Below are 14,259 nucleotides of genomic sequence, written 5' to 3' on the forward strand. Positions count from 1 at the left end.
TTGATTGGTCCGCTTATTCGGAGCGGTCAGAGAGGTTGGCTACTTTCTCGCCGGTGGAGACTGAGAGCGTTCCAAAGCACGAATCCGCTGAGAAAAGACTCCCGGGAGGGAACCCGACTTTTCCTCTAAGGCATACGTGAGGCACCTGCTCTCGTAGTCGCATCTGATGCCCGACAAGGTCGACAGAGCGTAGGGAGGGCGAGACATCTTGGGGCCGGGCAGCATGTGCGGTATTGAGACTGAAATCGCCAACTCATCACCTCTCTGGGAGCATGCTCCCCGATACCTGACGCCACCCCTACTAGGTATGGCTTCAACACAAGAACGAAAACTCACCCAGCTGCACTAGCCATCGCCGCAGCAGAGCTAGCGCCACTCATGCCGGAAACTGTATTGCCCCAACGCCTTGGCGAGGTCGGTTTGCTCGGCTCCGGCCTGGATATGCGCGACTAGCCCGTGGCGCGCATCCTGCACAACCTCCACCGCAACATTGCTCAGTCCCAGAGTGCTCGCCTCCTGACGCACGACACGGGCGATTTCCAACTGCTGCAAGGCAGGCTTAAAGATCTTGCCGACAGGAGTCACCGGAAGTGCATCCAGAATCTCGATGCGCTTCGGTATGGCTGCGCGCTCACTGATGTTTTGCGAGGCATACGAAAGAAGGGTTTCGGGCTCTACAGCTAGGTCTTTCGTTAGTTGCACATAAGCCACCGGCACCTCGCCGGCGTGCGCATCGGGGCTACCCACTGCCGCCACCAGCGCTACCGCCGGGTGCGCCTGCAATGCTTCTTCAATTTGCTTGGGATCGATGTTGTGTCCGCCGCGGATGATCAGCTCCTTCTTGCGCCCAGTGAGCCAGAAGTAGCCATCTGCATCTTGGCGCCCCAGGTCGCCGGTATTGAGCCAGCGCTGCCCGGCAATATCGATCCAGATACCCTCGTTATGACGGGGCTCAAAATAGCCCGCGAATACATTGGGACCACAAATGGCAATCACGCCAACTTCATCGACCTGAGCATCGCGGAGATAGCACCCGTGATCATCCAGTATCACTGCTCGCATTGCCTGATAAGCCAACCTCAGGCCAATGGAGCCCACTCGCCGATCTCCCTCTGGGGGGTTTGTCGACGACACACAGGTGCCCTCGGTCAAACCATAACCCTCGAGGATTCGTATGCCGATACGCGACTCGAACTCACGGAACAACTCCACAGGCATCGGAGCGGCTCCACAAAGGGCGTATTTCAGCGACGAAATATCCCGCCCCTCAACTGGCTGCTGCAGCAAAGCTGAGTAGACCGTAGGCACCCCTGAGAAGAAGTTGATCTGGAAGTGCTCAACCAACTCCCAGAATCGCGGGATAACCCCCTCCCCTCGGTACCCCTGTGGAGTTCCTAAAATGACATGCTCGCCCTGAATCCAAGGCATCAACCCAGTGACCAATTGGCCATTGACGTGAAACAGCGGCAGACCGCAGAAAATCACCTGACCTAGTTGATGCGGGCCCAGATTAGCGGCCACAGCCCACGCATCAAAAACCTCGGATCCGTGTGTCCTCATTGCGATCTTGGGCAGGCCCGTCGTTCCACCAGTACAGAAGTAGGACGATATATCTTGAGGACAGATATCCCGTCCGCTGATGAGATGATCATCCGGCTGATGGCGCATCAAGCTACGTAGGTACTGGATGCGATGGCCACGATGAGGACGTCGCTCCTGCCACGCCAGAAGGCGAAGGGCATTTGCCGTGTCACCATCCACATAGGGCCCCATGCCAACCCAGACGATATCTTGAATGCTTGGCAGATGATCCAACTGGCTGGAAAGCTTGCTCCAAAGATCACTTCCTGGAGTCGGAGCAAGGGTGACAACAACCTTGGCATTAGATGCACGCAGCAGGTCACCGATTTGCGGCGCTTCGAGCAGTGGATTAACTGCCATAACGATGCCGGCTGCCTCACCACCCCAGATGGTGAAATGAGTTTCCGGTAGGTTGGGCAAGATGAAGGCAACTACATCCCCCGGCCCGATTCCTAAGGAATGGAAAGCATTGGCCGCGCGGGTAATGTCGGCTAACAGCTCGCGATAGGTCCATTTATGCGTTTGGCAATAGCGCTTCGCCTCAAGGAAAAAAGATAGCGCCAGACGATTAGGGTTCTCGGCTGCGCAACGCTGTAATGCCGCATAGGTGCTATTAGGCAAGTTCCGATGCTCGAGCGGAGTTTTTTCCAGGCTCTCGGTATCCTGAATGCTCTTGACTGCCATCAGACTCGCTCCACCACCTGGTTGCGCTGTACGCCAAGGTCGATAACACCATCGGTGCTGCAAATGCTGGCCTCGACCAAATCACCGGACTTGAGGTACTGGCTACGCCCCTCCTGAGCTTTCAGGAAGGCCTTCCACTTCACGCTCTCTGGCAGCAACGCTGCGATGCGCTGCTTGGCCGGCGACGGAACCGTCAGGGCGCAACCCGCTGGCGTGCCAGTGGCTATGAGATCGCCAGGTGCGAAGTCGTGTACACCCGACAGCTCCGTGAGCGTCTCAGCCGGGCCATACACCATGTTCGCGGTACTGTCGCTCTGGCGAACCTGGCCATTGACCTTCAGGCACAGCTGCAACTTTTTGAGGTAGTCAATGTGCTCACTATCGAGCAGACACAGATGTGGCCCAACCGGCCCAAAAGTTCGGAAACTCTTGCCCTTATAGAACTGCATCTGCGGGATCTGCACATCGCGCGCGGAATAGTCGTTGACGATCACCAGACCGGCGATGAACTCGTGAAGGTTGCTATCGGTCACTCGAACCTGAGCAGTGATCTCACGCTTGAGGATCAGTCCCAGCTCGATCTCGTAGTCGAGGAAGCGAACATTGGCCGGCTTGATCACCGGGCTGTCGGCCTCAACGATGCAACTGGCGGCCTTGGTGAAGATCATGTTGTACTTCTTCTCATCCGGATCCATGCCGGACTCGATCATGTGCTGGCGATAGTTGGCACCCTGGCAGACGAACTGCTGATTGCGAGTCACCGGTGAAAGGATCTTCACCTTGTCAGCTGCAATCTCGGTTCCATTGAGCTGCGCCAGCTCGCTCACCTTCGTGTTGCGCACAAGATCGCCGGTAGTTTCGAATGTCCCTGGAATGACAGTGATATGCCCTTGGCGTATCACACCCCAGTGGATTTCATTCTGATATGCGAAGCGAACGACGTTGACAGCGGCCATTGGGGTGACTCCTAGGGATTCAGGGGATCTGTGGTCGGGGAGTGGCAGTTGGGGTGGCCTCTCGTCGAAACGGATCAGTTCGTACAGCGCCACACCTCCCGCCAGCAGAGCACCCGCTTTGAGCAGACTGCGGCGATTGAGACGAGAGAGGAGGCGCGACATGTCCATCTCAACCAAAGAGGCGCTTCAGGATTAAGAGCTTGCGCAGCGTCAGATCGGGACTGCGGCGCAGATTGCGGAACAGTGCCCGCAGGTTGGCCAGATTTATCTTCGGCCGAGTGAAACTGCGCGGCAGACGCTGCCCCCATTGCGCCATGGCTTCGGAGCTCACGAGATGGACGCCAGTGGGGTGTTCAGCGGTGAACAGATCACCGTCGCAGTAGTGTTCGTGCTTATCGCCCCAGGGGTCCTGCCAGTAATCGAATATCTGGCTACCGAGAATGTGCCGCCCTATACCCCAGGCATGCTGCCAGCCTCGCTCTTGCAGCACTCGTTGCCCCATGCCTACTGCATCAGCGTCGACCACCTCGAAAGCACTGTGGCTATAGGTCGCCATAAAACCCTGGGCAATCGCCAAGGTGTGGTGATCGGCCGGCGTCTCCCCCAGATCAAGGCGCATGAAACTGACGATCGGGGAACCGTCGGGCAAGACCTGAACGTCACTGGGAATCAAACCGAAATGTCGGGTATACCAGGCACAGGTTGCCTGGTAGTCGGCCACCTCGATAACCACATGCCCAAGCCGTACCACTTCCGGCGGCTCTGCAGGGCTACGTTGCGTAGCATTTATTCGCTGATGCTGGTCGACGAAGTTCCACTGCAAGGCTTGGCGATGCGGTAAGACCTCTCCAACCTGTTGGTCGAAGACGGCTTCAACAATGAAGCCATTCGGGTCTACCAGCCGCACGCACAGCCCTTGACCGGGATGAGTAACAGGCTCAATGGCCGTAGCCCCTGGAATGCGCGACAGCCGCTCCAGGTCCTCCATAGACTGGACCTGAAATCCGAAACCGAGGAAGCGCGCAGTAGGGCCGCGATGTGCGCGGTAGCAGTATGGGCCTGAGGCCGTACCGCGCAGGTACAAAGTCTCGCCATCGTCACGGCAAACCCTTAAGCCGAAGTCGGTCAGGAACTCGGAAGTAGCATCAAGATCCGGTCTCTCAAAGATCAGATGCTGTAGCGCTTGCGCCTTGACTGTCGGGGCAGGATGACGAGCCGGTTGTGGCGTCGTCAGTTTGGGTGATGATTCTGGGGCGCTCATATTATCCTCGGCTGCCATTTTCATGGCGAACTTAGTGGATGCATTAGCCTGCCTTATGGTCGGCTCGTGATTTCAGTAAAAATATGGCAATCCCATTAAACGCCTAAAATCTTGCGATACTTGGGAACAAGCATGTGCCCTGCTTTAGCAGCACGAGTTAACGCAGGGCACTTAATGAGCCCAACCACAGGCAAATGCACCACACCCATTTGGCTGCCTAACGTTACCGCCATCATTGGGTTGCCAGTTTGCGCCTTGTGCTTCTTCAGACTTTTCTCGCTAGACTTTCCAGAAAGCACTTGGCGAATATTGAACGCAGAGTTCTTGACCTGCGCTGCGATATGCCACGCCATTTTATTTTCATCGAGATCAGTGATGTCACCCAAAGCAAAGAGATCCGCCTTGCCTACAACTCGCAAGTTTTGGGTTACCTTGATCTGGCCTTTCTCATTCAAGAGAGATGCGAAATTGGGACGCATATAATCCGTATTGGGCTTCCCGCCCACGCACCAGACGATCAGGTCATAAGCTATCTTGCGACCGGAGCTGGTAGTCGCGACGCCAGCATTAGAGAACACATCGCGAGGTGTGCTTTCGGAGTCAACAAGCTTCTCTCCGGTTAGGATAGTTACCCCGCGCTGTGACAATACCGAAACGGCAAACTGACTGGCCGCCACCGTTGTCCCAGCCAACACCCTGGGACCAGCTTCCAATATCGTGATTTGCTTATTCGGATAGCTCTCACTGATCTCACCCGCAACTTCTATCCCAATGGGGCCACCCCCAACAATTAGGATCCTCTCTGCCTCAGCAATACGTTGGCTATAACGGGAATAAAATCCCTTGCGCTCTCCAGCCGTTGCGTCGGATGCACGCATCAGGGAGTTGCTGAAGCTGCTGCCGGTAGCCAATACACTGACATCGCCCGAGACATTGATCCGTTGGCCTGAGCTTAGGGTTACCAAACCACCACTTTTTGTTAGCTCCGTGAGCTTTCCACGCAGATGCCTAACACCAGGCAATGCCTGTCTGAAAGGAACAATGGCTTTTTCGGCAAAGCTGGGATGCACCAAGCTCCGTGGTGCAGCCATGGGCACTTCAAAATAATCGTTGGGGTCAACCAGGGTCACTTCCGCAACAGAGCAAAGCTCTTTCGCAAGGATGGCACCAGCCATACCGCCACCATAAATTACAACTTTAGAGCCAGCCGCAGCTTTTGACATATCGATCACCGTTACTCTAGTTCTTTGGTTTCCGAGACTAGAAGCTTCGCGCCAGCTTCAATACCTCATTGAGCCACATTCCAATTAAGAAGCTCCCTTGAAGCTCACATCGCCCATCTTCAAGAGCTCTCAACAACTCTGTCTCGTCGCGGTTCAACATCACCGACACTGCATCTTTTGCCCTTCTCCAGCGCTGAGAAAAATCTGGCAATGGATGTTGTCCCAGATGCATTTTCAATCGAGCGCCACGCAATTCTAGATAAGCTGCTGCGCCGTCAGATGTGCAAACTTGAAATACGAACGGCTTTTCTTTGAGCAATTGTTGAATGCGAGAATTTTTTTTGCTGGCTCGCCGCACAAGAAAAGTAGAAACCCACAGCAGGCAGTAAAGTTTTAGACTTTCGATAGCTTTCATTATTAGGCTCCGCGCACCCGGTTCACTAACGCACTGCAGTCACTTGGGAGAGAGTCGCCTCGCCAGCACACATGCTGATCAGGACGCACAAGGATGAGCTTTCGCTCATACAGCGCGATCAAATTCGGGGAGTTAATTTCAACTACATTTATTGGCATATCTACATGACGCGCAGCCATCAGCAGGTCCGCATACTCCTCAGGCTCGGCATTGCAGACCAGCAACGAAAATGCGCCATATGAGAGATGATCAAAAACCGCCGTACCATCCTCCAGCATGCCGCTAGGCAAGCGAGCACCGCTCCATGTGGTTGGCACATAGCCACAGGTGTCATCAATTGGCTCAGGCGCTTGATCGCGAACTATTACTGGGGAGTCTCGATATATATATCCAATCTCAACGCCAAACGACTCATAAAGCCGGCTTACTTTCCGCTCAAGTTCCTGCGACAGCTGTAGGCGCGCTTGTGCTCCACGGGAAGAGTCCTCTAGTAGGTACTCAGGCTTGCCAAACTGAACTTCGAAGACGGTAGCCGCATTGACCTTGACGTGATCCCGATTGCGTCGCCCTATGGGTAAGCGCTCGGACTCGTAGCTCGTCAACAGCGCCCTCCCGCCCCAACCCTGGATGCAAGCAGCCAATTTCCAGGCCAAGTTGTGCGCCTCGGCAACACCGGTGTTCATACCCAGCCCACCTGTCGGCATGTATTGGTGAGCGGCGTCTCCAACGATGAAGGCCCGACCCTCCATGTACTTCTCGGACACCAGAAACTGAGGGCGCCACGGCCCCGATTGCACTATCTCGTACTCGACCTTGGTGCCAATTGCCTGATCAATCAGCTCCTTAAGAGTCTCGCCAGGACGCGGAGCAAAGGGTCGGTGCAAGACATAGTCATTTCGACTGGCATCCGGTGACACCAAGAGTCCGCTATATCCCGGGCGGGCAATCCACGTGTGCCAGTAGGGTTCGTTATTGGGATACAGCTTGGCCAACTCGTCGGAGCGGAAGTGCACAATGAACAGCTCCCCGACCAAATCCGGCGTACCGTCATAGGAAATGCCGAGACTGGTGCGAACCCGGCTTTTGGGGCCGTCACAACCAGCGATGTACTGCGCCCTAACCTGTTCCGGTGCCCCCCCATCGACGGATTCGATCACCGCACTAACCCCTGACGCATCTTGGGTGAAGTCCACCAGGCGCCAGCCAAACCGAACGTCAATGTTTGGGTCTGCTTGAGCCTCAGAAAACAGCACAGGCTCCAGATTGATCTGTGCAATTCGTTGCATGGGCTCCAATGGCAGCGCCCCGTCAGTACAGGCCTCAATGAGTCGCCTGCCCGCGTCCACCGGCTGATACATCAGATGCTGATCCGACAAGACGCCATAGACAGGCCCATTCGCACTGGCGGCGATTGAACAGTACTGGTTGGCGTAGTCAGGATTCCCCGCAGCGCGAACCTTCTCTGCCAGCCCCAACTGACGGAACAGCTCCATCGAGCGGCAATTAACGACATCAAGCTTGGGATGGGTTGTCGTGTGCTTGCGGTCATTGACCAACAGCGAGCGCACACCGAGCCGACTCAGGGAAAGGGCCAGCACGAGGCCCACCGGGCCTCCGCCACTGATCAGAACGGGGGTTTCACGCATCACCTGGCCCTCTACAACGGTTAATCGGCTAGTACGGCTCACGACCCCAGACAACCTCTGCCTCGAGCCACCTGACACTACCTTCCACCATAATGAGACATCTGTCAACATGACAGTTACCTCATAATGAGGTTTACATCAGAATGGAGTTCGGAGAGACTAGAGATGGTGTAAAGTCGCGCCCTACGTCATCACAGGCTGAGCTTCAAATGATTGAGTCCACACCGACTGACCACAGATCGCGCGTTGCCGCGGAGCGCCGCGTGAAGATGCGACGGCGCCTAGTCGAGAGCGCCATGCTGGTCTTTGCAGATAAAGGGGCAGGGGCCAGCGTGATCCAGGAGGTAGTCGCGGAGGCTGGTGTCTCCAACGGCACCTTCTACAACTACTTCCGCACCAATGAGGATCTGCTTGCAGCCGTTATCGATGAGCTAAACAACGAGCTCATGAGCATCATCGAGTCGGTTGTGGGGGGCATCGATGACCCGGCACGTCGGATAGCCACAGGTATCCGCCTGTACCTCCATACAGCCGAGACCTACCCGGTCCTGGCTCGCTTCGTGTGCGGGATCAAGCTGCAAACCGCGAGCCCTGACAATTTGCTTTTCTCTCTGCTCCCCCCGGATATCGAGGAAGGGATAGCCAAAGGTCGCTTTGTCGAAACACCAATGCCGGTGGCCTTGGACCTCATAGCCGGGACAGTGATTGCCGCTATTGCACATATTCAGGCTGGCGTGGAAGCAGGCTTTGCGGAACACATTGCAGAGGTAATCTTGCGTGGGCTTGGGACAGAAGTTCCTGAGGCAAAAGCCATTGTCGCGCTGCCTCTCGACACCCTGAACGCCCCCCCTGACTCCCTACTTATCAGGGCCAATACACGACTTTCAGAGCGCACCTTGTAGCTCAGGGGACGGGTCATTCCCTCTCGAAATGAAAGCAAGGCAATCACGCCCAACGAAGAGGCTGGCCATGGTGAACACGGGTACCGAATTTATCCATCCGCTTCGGCCAAGAGTCTTGATCCGTGAATCCAATTCAGCAACGCATTCATGACGCAGCCATGCGTCTCTTCGCCGAAAAGAAAGGGGCCGATATAAGCATCCGCGAACTGGCAAACGTCGCAGGCGTCGCGCGTGGCACTATCTACAAGAATCTTGAATCTATTGAGTCGCTATTTGAGAGCGTGGCCACTCAACTGGCTGCCGAGATGAACGAACGGATCGTCAAAAGCATCACCCCCGACCTAGATCCAGCACAGCGCTTAGCCAATGGCATCCGCTTCTACTTGCGCCGCGCGCATGAAGAGCCACACTGGGGCTACTTCCTGGCGCGCTACTCAGCCACCACCGCCTCTCTGCAGAAGCTGTGGGAAGGCCCACCGGTTCACGATGTACTGAGCGGTCTAACCTCCCAGCGCTACAACTTCCGCCCGGAGCAACTGGTATCGGTGACCGGTCTTATCGCCGGCGCGGTGCTGGCCGCCATCTCCTTGGTATTGGAAGGCCACAGAACCTGGCGCGATGCAGGTCCAGAGACGGCAGAACTAGTACTGAAAGCATTAGGCGTCCCCCTCAAGGAAGCACGAGCCTTCGCAACATCGCCACTTCCACCGCTACCCAACCTGTGAACTGTCTACTGGATAGGCCTGAATAGCCCTGGATTCCATGCCTATATTGCGGGTCCGCTTTGGGCCGGTAGTTGACCTTCGCGAGTGGCTGCTTTCGCTGAAGCGGTCACTGGATCCGTTATCAATACTTTGAGTTTCTGCGGCTGACTGCGGTAGAAATGGGAGCTCATCGCGGAGCAGCATGCGACAAAAACTGTAGAGTACGACTCGGCTGCGATCCGGCGGAGTTACAGCAGTCCGCGCTCCAACACGTTTATTCGACAAGCTCTAGGGAAGTAGCATGCGCGTTCGGCTCGATAAAATAATCATCAATGACTTCAAGCGGATAGGTTCGCTTGAAATTGATTTGAAACCGGTGACCGCGCTGGTCGGCGGTAATACGAGCGGTAAAAGTAGCGCATTGCAGGCGGCGCAACTCGGCGTATCAATCTTGCAGGCTGCGCTTCGCAGTATTCGCCCCAATGGCGTGCCAGACTTCGCTGGTACGGTCGCGAACGATGCGGTGCTATTCCGCCCAACTGAGCGGCTGCTGGACCTGAGGCGTGGGGAAAGTGCGACTCAGAAACTCGGCTATTCGGTCACCTACCGAGGCATAGATATCGACACAAACGCGGACAAGGAAATAATGATCGATATCCGCCGTGGAAAGAACGCGAATATTGCCATCACCCGCAGCGGAGATGACGACTTCGCGGCCGCCCTCGCGAACAGTGATCGCCCTTTCTCAATATTCACACCCGGTTTATCGGGCATTCCGATCCGCGAAGAATGGCGGACGAAGGGCGCGATGGACGCTGCAGTTATGCATGGCGATGCCAACCTCTATCTACGCACCGTGCTTGATCATCTCTTCACACGCGATTTGGATGAGATGGCGAGGACTGCCTGGCGCCAAGAGCGCGACATTGACCGCCTACCGGACAGTGGATGGAAGACTTTTTCCAAGCTTCTCGAGCGCTGCTACCCAAGCACACGCGTCATAGTAAGACATGATCAACAGCGAGATCGTTACGTACAAGTTGAAGTCGAAACATCTGATGCTACGGTCACTCTCGACATGGCATCGACAGGTATGCTCCAGGTCATTCAGATCATCGCCTACGCCTGCTTCTACGCACCTCCTCTGATTCTGCTAGATGAGCCAGATGCACACCTACATGCCGACAGCCAGGCGCGACTTTACGATGCTCTCAGAAGCGTCGCGGCCGAGACGAAAACCCGTATTCTGTTTGCCAGCCACTCTCCCCAGCTGATCCAGCGTCTTATGTACGACCCCGACGCTGCGGTTACATGGATGAGCGCAGGTGCGAAGGTTCCTGTCGACGATGCTCAACGTCCTGCGATCCCCATTCTGATGACGCTTGGTGCGCTATCGGCCGGTGCCGACGCTTTCGATCCTGCCCGGCCAGTAATCCTGATGACCGAGGACAAACTGCCGCGGCCAGTTACGATCCTAGCAAAGGCTAACGACGCGCCTGATAACCTAGCAGTTCTCTCCTACAACGGGTGTGGAAACCTCCCAGCAGCAAGGCTCCTTGCAAGCATGATTACCGATATGCGCCCTGACGCCCGGATCATTTTGCATCGGGATCGAGACTTCCGAACCGAACAGGAGATGGAGTTCGAACTATCAATTGCTGCCTCTGAGCGTCAGCGCAACGGAGTGACACGTGTCACGGAGATTTTCACTCCCTTGAACGATGTCGAGCATTCGTTTGCCCAAGCTGAACATCTGAAGGAGGTCTTCAACGAACTCGCCCCGGAGCTAATCGATGCCGCGATTGCTGACGTAACCGCGTTCAAGCGAGACGACCTCGTGGATGCAGCGCGCGTCGCTCGTGGGCAGATTTCAACATCGCTATACGATGCTCCACGTAAGCGAGGGAAGCCAGAGTGGGCCGCGTCAGGAATGCCTGATAGGACCCCGCCGGTCAACGCTTTCGTTCCCGCGAACGGCCTGATCCCAGTTTCATTTCAGCATTCTCATGGGAAAATGCTGATGGATGGACTTCGCCCGAAAATCCATCACCACGTTGGAGGTGCTTCGCAGGCAGTGAACAGCAGGGTATACACCGTGACGGACCATCTCTTGGCGCCGGCCTGGAGGGATGCGTTTGCCCCCTAGTAGTTTGGAGTAATACCTATTCATGTAGAGGACGCGGTGAATCGGAATCAGCCCTTGCAAGTGTCCGCTTCTGGCCCAGGCTGTGTAAAAACGCTGGCATCGACCTTGCTGTGATTTGATGGACTCAAATCTGCGGGGGATGCCGATGAAGCGTTTTATCCAGGGAGAGCACCGAGGCCAAAGCGCGCTGCTTCCCGAGAGCCTGGATGACTACGTGGCGGACACCAACCCGGTGCGGGTGGTCGATGTTTTCGTCGATGAGCTCGACCTTGGCGCGCTGGGTTTCGATGGTGTCGTCCCGGCTGAAACAGGTCGGCCCGCCTACCATCCTGCCGACCTGCTGAAGATCTACATCTACGGCTACCTCAATCGCATCCAATCCAGTCGCCGCCTTGAGCGAGAGGCTCAGCGCAACGTCGAGCTGATGTGGTTGACCGGACGTTTGATGCCGGACTTCAAGACCATCGCCAACTTCCGCAAGGATAACGGCACGGCAATCCGCGGCGTCTGTCGGCAGTTCGTGGTGCTGTGTCAGCAGCTCGGTCTGTTCGCCGAAGCGCTGGTGGCCATCGACGGCAGCAAGTTCAAGGCGGTCAACAATCGTGACCGCAACTTCACCAGTGCCAAGCTGCAACGTCGGATGGAGGAGATCGAGTCCAGCATCAGCCGCTACCTGACTGCGCTAGATACTGCCGACCGACAGGAGCCCGTAGTGGCACAGGCCAAGGCAGAGCGTCTGCACAGCAAGATTGCCGCCCTGAAAACCAAGATGCAGGAACTGCGAGATATCGAGGCTCAGCTTGAGTCCGCCCCGGACAAGCAGATCTCCCTGACCGATCCAGATGCCCGCTCGATGATGACACGCGGCACCGGCCTGGTTGGCTACAACGTCCAGGCTGCGGTCGATACGAAGCATCACCTGATCGTGACGCACGAGGTCACCAACAACGGTGTCGACCGCGACCAATTGAGTGCCATGGCCAAGCAGGCACGGGACGCGATGGGCGTGGAATCACTGTCGGTGGTCGCAGACCGGGGGTATTTCAAAAGCGAGGAAATCCTCGCCTGCCACGAAGCGGGCATCACCACCTTCGTGCCCAAGGCCAGGACATCGGGCGCCGCAGCAGCTGGTCGCTTTGGTCGCGATGATTTCATCTACGACGCAGCCCATGACGAGTACCGTTGCCCAGCCGGAGAGCGCTTGGTCTGGCGTTTCTCAACGGTTGAGAAAGGCCTGAAACTGCACCGTTACTGGAGCTCGCATTGCCAAGGTTGTGCGTTGAAAGATCAGTGCACGCCAAGCGCACAGCGGCGAGTGAGCCGCTGGGAACATGAGTCGGTGCTCGACGCGATGCAGTTCCGGCTGGATCAGGCTCCGGAGATGATGCGCATCCGCCGTCAGACGGTGGAACATCCGTTCGGCACCTTGAAGGCCTGGATGGGCGCCACTCATTTCCTCACCAGGACACACGACCGTGTGAGCACGGAAATGAGCCTGCATGTGCTCGCCTACAACTTCAAACGGGTGCTGAACCTGCTGGGCAATAGTGCGCTGATGGCCGCGATGAGGGCTTGAAACCCCATTGGCAGCTCGTTGAGCTCGTTGCCAAGCATCGCGGAACCACACTTGCCCGAATCAGATGAATGACTCGGATCGACACACCAGGAGCCCGCAGGGCCTCTGGGCGCCGCTAAAACAATCCAATACCCAGCTATCCATCACCCGCTGCGTTTTTACACGGTCTGGGCCGGGAGCAGTCGTTGGAGAGAGGCAGCTACTGGTCAGAAGCGGCGCATCAGTTGGCTCAATTTCTCAAAGTGCTCTAGTGTTGAGATCGGCCAGGATGGCTGACAGGAGAAGGGATTCTATATGCGCTACCTCAAAATGCTCCTCATCGCGCTCGCATCGGCTCTAGGCGCCACCTACCTTGTGCTTTGGTTCATGAAGCCTGCTCCGCTCGAAAACACCACGATTCCTCCTCTGATCATCAAGGAAGAACAGGACGAGCTAGTCATTTGGGGCGGCTGGAAGACAATTGCGGGTTATCAAGCTCCAGGAACGAATGCTGTTGAAATCCGCTGCAATCGCACCGCCGGCGTATGCCATGAGGCAATCGCCTCGATTGTGCATCACGCCGAGGGTGAAGACTTGGAAGCGCAAGTATTCAGCTACAAGGTCAGTCTCTGGGACGCGAATCGGCTTGAGGCCGTGGCAGGGAGGGCGATGGGTGACTGTTTGGAGCGGCGCTTGGTTATTCACGTACCTGACAGTTCTGCAGCATTGTTTTGGTCTCCACCCGCTGAATGCGAGGGTGATACAGGCCGTGCGGTATTAGTCGGCGACCCTTTGTAGCGGCCTCAGTGAATAGCCCATCCTCACGGCTGCCCAAAGCATCTTCCACGCTGAGCTTGGTCATTGTTGCCGCGCTCGGTTTCGCTTCGCTCCAAGCCATAGCGGCTAATACTCCCTGCTCGGGCAGGAAAGGTGGCATCGCCGGCTGCGATGGTGACCTGTTCCTGTGCAATGACGGCTCTATCAGCGGCTCGAAGAAGAGCTGCTCGGCCTACATGGGGAGCAGCGCTCCAGATGCGGCCCCTCAACAGCTTCTGCAAGACAGCGGCGAGTGCACGTGCGGCACCAGTACCTTCTGCACGGGCCCGCGCGGAGGCGTTTACTGCCTGACTCCCTCCGGGAAAAAGAGCTACGTGAGGAAGTGAAGCCGAGACCGTAAAGGTGGCTT

At 56.4% G+C, this 14,259-nt stretch carries 12 protein-coding genes; 6 read left to right on the forward strand and 6 right to left on the reverse strand.

The window, feature by feature from the left end; translation table 11 throughout:
• Positions 1-366: 366 nt before the first annotated feature.
• The 6 genes from A9179_RS21735 to A9179_RS21760 form a co-directional block, all read right to left on the reverse strand.
• Positions 367-2,265 carry an acyl-CoA synthetase gene (locus tag A9179_RS21735; protein WP_187808270.1) on the reverse strand — a complete coding sequence of 633 codons (1,899 nt, stop codon included), beginning with the start codon at positions 2,263-2,265 and terminating at the stop codon, positions 367-369.
• On the reverse strand, positions 2,265-3,221 hold the full coding sequence (locus A9179_RS21740) for a fumarylacetoacetate hydrolase family protein (protein ID WP_187808655.1): 957 nt from the start codon (positions 3,219-3,221) through the stop codon (positions 2,265-2,267). Before A9179_RS21740 ends, A9179_RS21735 begins: the two co-directional genes overlap by 1 nt.
• Before the next feature lie 169 nt (positions 3,222-3,390).
• Complete coding sequence (locus A9179_RS21745; RefSeq protein WP_187808271.1) at positions 3,391-4,482, reverse strand: VOC family protein; 1,092 nt, start codon at positions 4,480-4,482, stop codon at positions 3,391-3,393.
• A gap of 95 nt (positions 4,483-4,577) precedes the next feature.
• Complete coding sequence (locus A9179_RS21750; protein ID WP_187808656.1) at positions 4,578-5,705, reverse strand: NAD(P)/FAD-dependent oxidoreductase; 1,128 nt, start codon at positions 5,703-5,705, stop codon at positions 4,578-4,580.
• A 37-nt stretch (positions 5,706-5,742) separates the two neighbouring features.
• A complete protein-coding gene (locus A9179_RS21755) occupies positions 5,743-6,120 on the reverse strand; it encodes a hypothetical protein (protein ID WP_187808272.1) in 378 nt (125 codons plus the stop codon).
• A gap of 2 nt (positions 6,121-6,122) precedes the next feature.
• The gene (locus tag A9179_RS21760) at positions 6,123-7,766 is read right to left on the reverse strand and encodes an FAD-dependent monooxygenase (protein WP_187808273.1); all 1,644 of its coding nucleotides are present in this window, start codon (positions 7,764-7,766) and stop codon (positions 6,123-6,125) included.
• 296 nt (positions 7,767-8,062) lie between these two features.
• On the opposite strand from A9179_RS21760, the gene A9179_RS21765 reads away from it, so the two are divergent.
• From A9179_RS21765 to A9179_RS23075, 6 genes are all read left to right on the forward strand, one after another.
• The gene (locus tag A9179_RS21765) at positions 8,063-8,668 is read left to right on the forward strand and encodes a TetR/AcrR family transcriptional regulator (RefSeq protein WP_223123252.1); all 606 of its coding nucleotides are present in this window, start codon (positions 8,063-8,065) and stop codon (positions 8,666-8,668) included.
• Between the two features lie 122 nt (positions 8,669-8,790).
• The gene (locus A9179_RS21770; RefSeq protein WP_316851847.1) at positions 8,791-9,393 is read left to right on the forward strand and encodes a TetR/AcrR family transcriptional regulator; all 603 of its coding nucleotides are present in this window, start codon (positions 8,791-8,793) and stop codon (positions 9,391-9,393) included.
• 280 nt (positions 9,394-9,673) lie between these two features.
• Positions 9,674-11,518 carry an AAA family ATPase gene (locus A9179_RS21775; protein ID WP_187808275.1) on the forward strand — a complete coding sequence of 615 codons (1,845 nt, stop codon included), beginning with the start codon at positions 9,674-9,676 and terminating at the stop codon, positions 11,516-11,518.
• Positions 11,519-11,663: 145 nt separating this feature from the next.
• Positions 11,664-13,094: an IS1182 family transposase gene (locus tag A9179_RS21780; protein ID WP_187808276.1), complete on the forward strand. Its 1,431-nt coding sequence runs from the start codon at positions 11,664-11,666 to the stop codon at positions 13,092-13,094.
• A 294-nt stretch (positions 13,095-13,388) separates the two neighbouring features.
• A complete protein-coding gene (locus tag A9179_RS21785; RefSeq protein ID WP_187808277.1) occupies positions 13,389-13,871 on the forward strand; it encodes a hypothetical protein in 483 nt (160 codons plus the stop codon).
• Between the two features lie 50 nt (positions 13,872-13,921).
• A complete protein-coding gene (locus tag A9179_RS23075) occupies positions 13,922-14,236 on the forward strand; it encodes a hypothetical protein (RefSeq protein WP_262410759.1) in 315 nt (104 codons plus the stop codon).
• Positions 14,237-14,259 lie beyond the last annotated feature (23 nt).

Origin of the sequence: Pseudomonas alcaligenes, assembly GCF_014490745.1 — a bacterium.
GTDB classification, from domain to species: Bacteria; Pseudomonadota; Gammaproteobacteria; order Pseudomonadales; family Pseudomonadaceae; genus Aquipseudomonas; species Aquipseudomonas alcaligenes_C.

What these genes read in the sequence shown, in the direction of transcription:
- A9179_RS21760 (WP_187808273.1), bottom strand. Translation starts at nt 7,766, where the DNA reads ATGCGTGAAACCCCCGTTCTGATCAGTGGCGGAGGCCCGGTGGGCCTC.
- A9179_RS21780 (WP_187808276.1), top strand. Translation starts at nt 11,664, where the DNA reads ATGAAGCGTTTTATCCAGGGAGAGCACCGAGGCCAAAGCGCGCTGCTT.
- A9179_RS21775 (WP_187808275.1), top strand. Translation starts at nt 9,674, where the DNA reads ATGCGCGTTCGGCTCGATAAAATAATCATCAATGACTTCAAGCGGATA.
- A9179_RS21755 (WP_187808272.1), bottom strand. Translation starts at nt 6,120, where the DNA reads ATGAAAGCTATCGAAAGTCTAAAACTTTACTGCCTGCTGTGGGTTTCT.
- A9179_RS21735 (WP_187808270.1), bottom strand. Translation starts at nt 2,265, where the DNA reads ATGGCAGTCAAGAGCATTCAGGATACCGAGAGCCTGGAAAAAACTCCG.
- A9179_RS21745 (WP_187808271.1), bottom strand. Translation starts at nt 4,482, where the DNA reads ATGAGCGCCCCAGAATCATCACCCAAACTGACGACGCCACAACCGGCT.
- A9179_RS21765 (WP_223123252.1), top strand. Translation starts at nt 8,063, where the DNA reads ATGCTGGTCTTTGCAGATAAAGGGGCAGGGGCCAGCGTGATCCAGGAG.
- A9179_RS21740 (WP_187808655.1), bottom strand. Translation starts at nt 3,221, where the DNA reads ATGGCCGCTGTCAACGTCGTTCGCTTCGCATATCAGAATGAAATCCAC.
- A9179_RS21785 (WP_187808277.1), top strand. Translation starts at nt 13,389, where the DNA reads ATGCGCTACCTCAAAATGCTCCTCATCGCGCTCGCATCGGCTCTAGGC.
- A9179_RS21750 (WP_187808656.1), bottom strand. Translation starts at nt 5,705, where the DNA reads ATGTCAAAAGCTGCGGCTGGCTCTAAAGTTGTAATTTATGGTGGCGGT.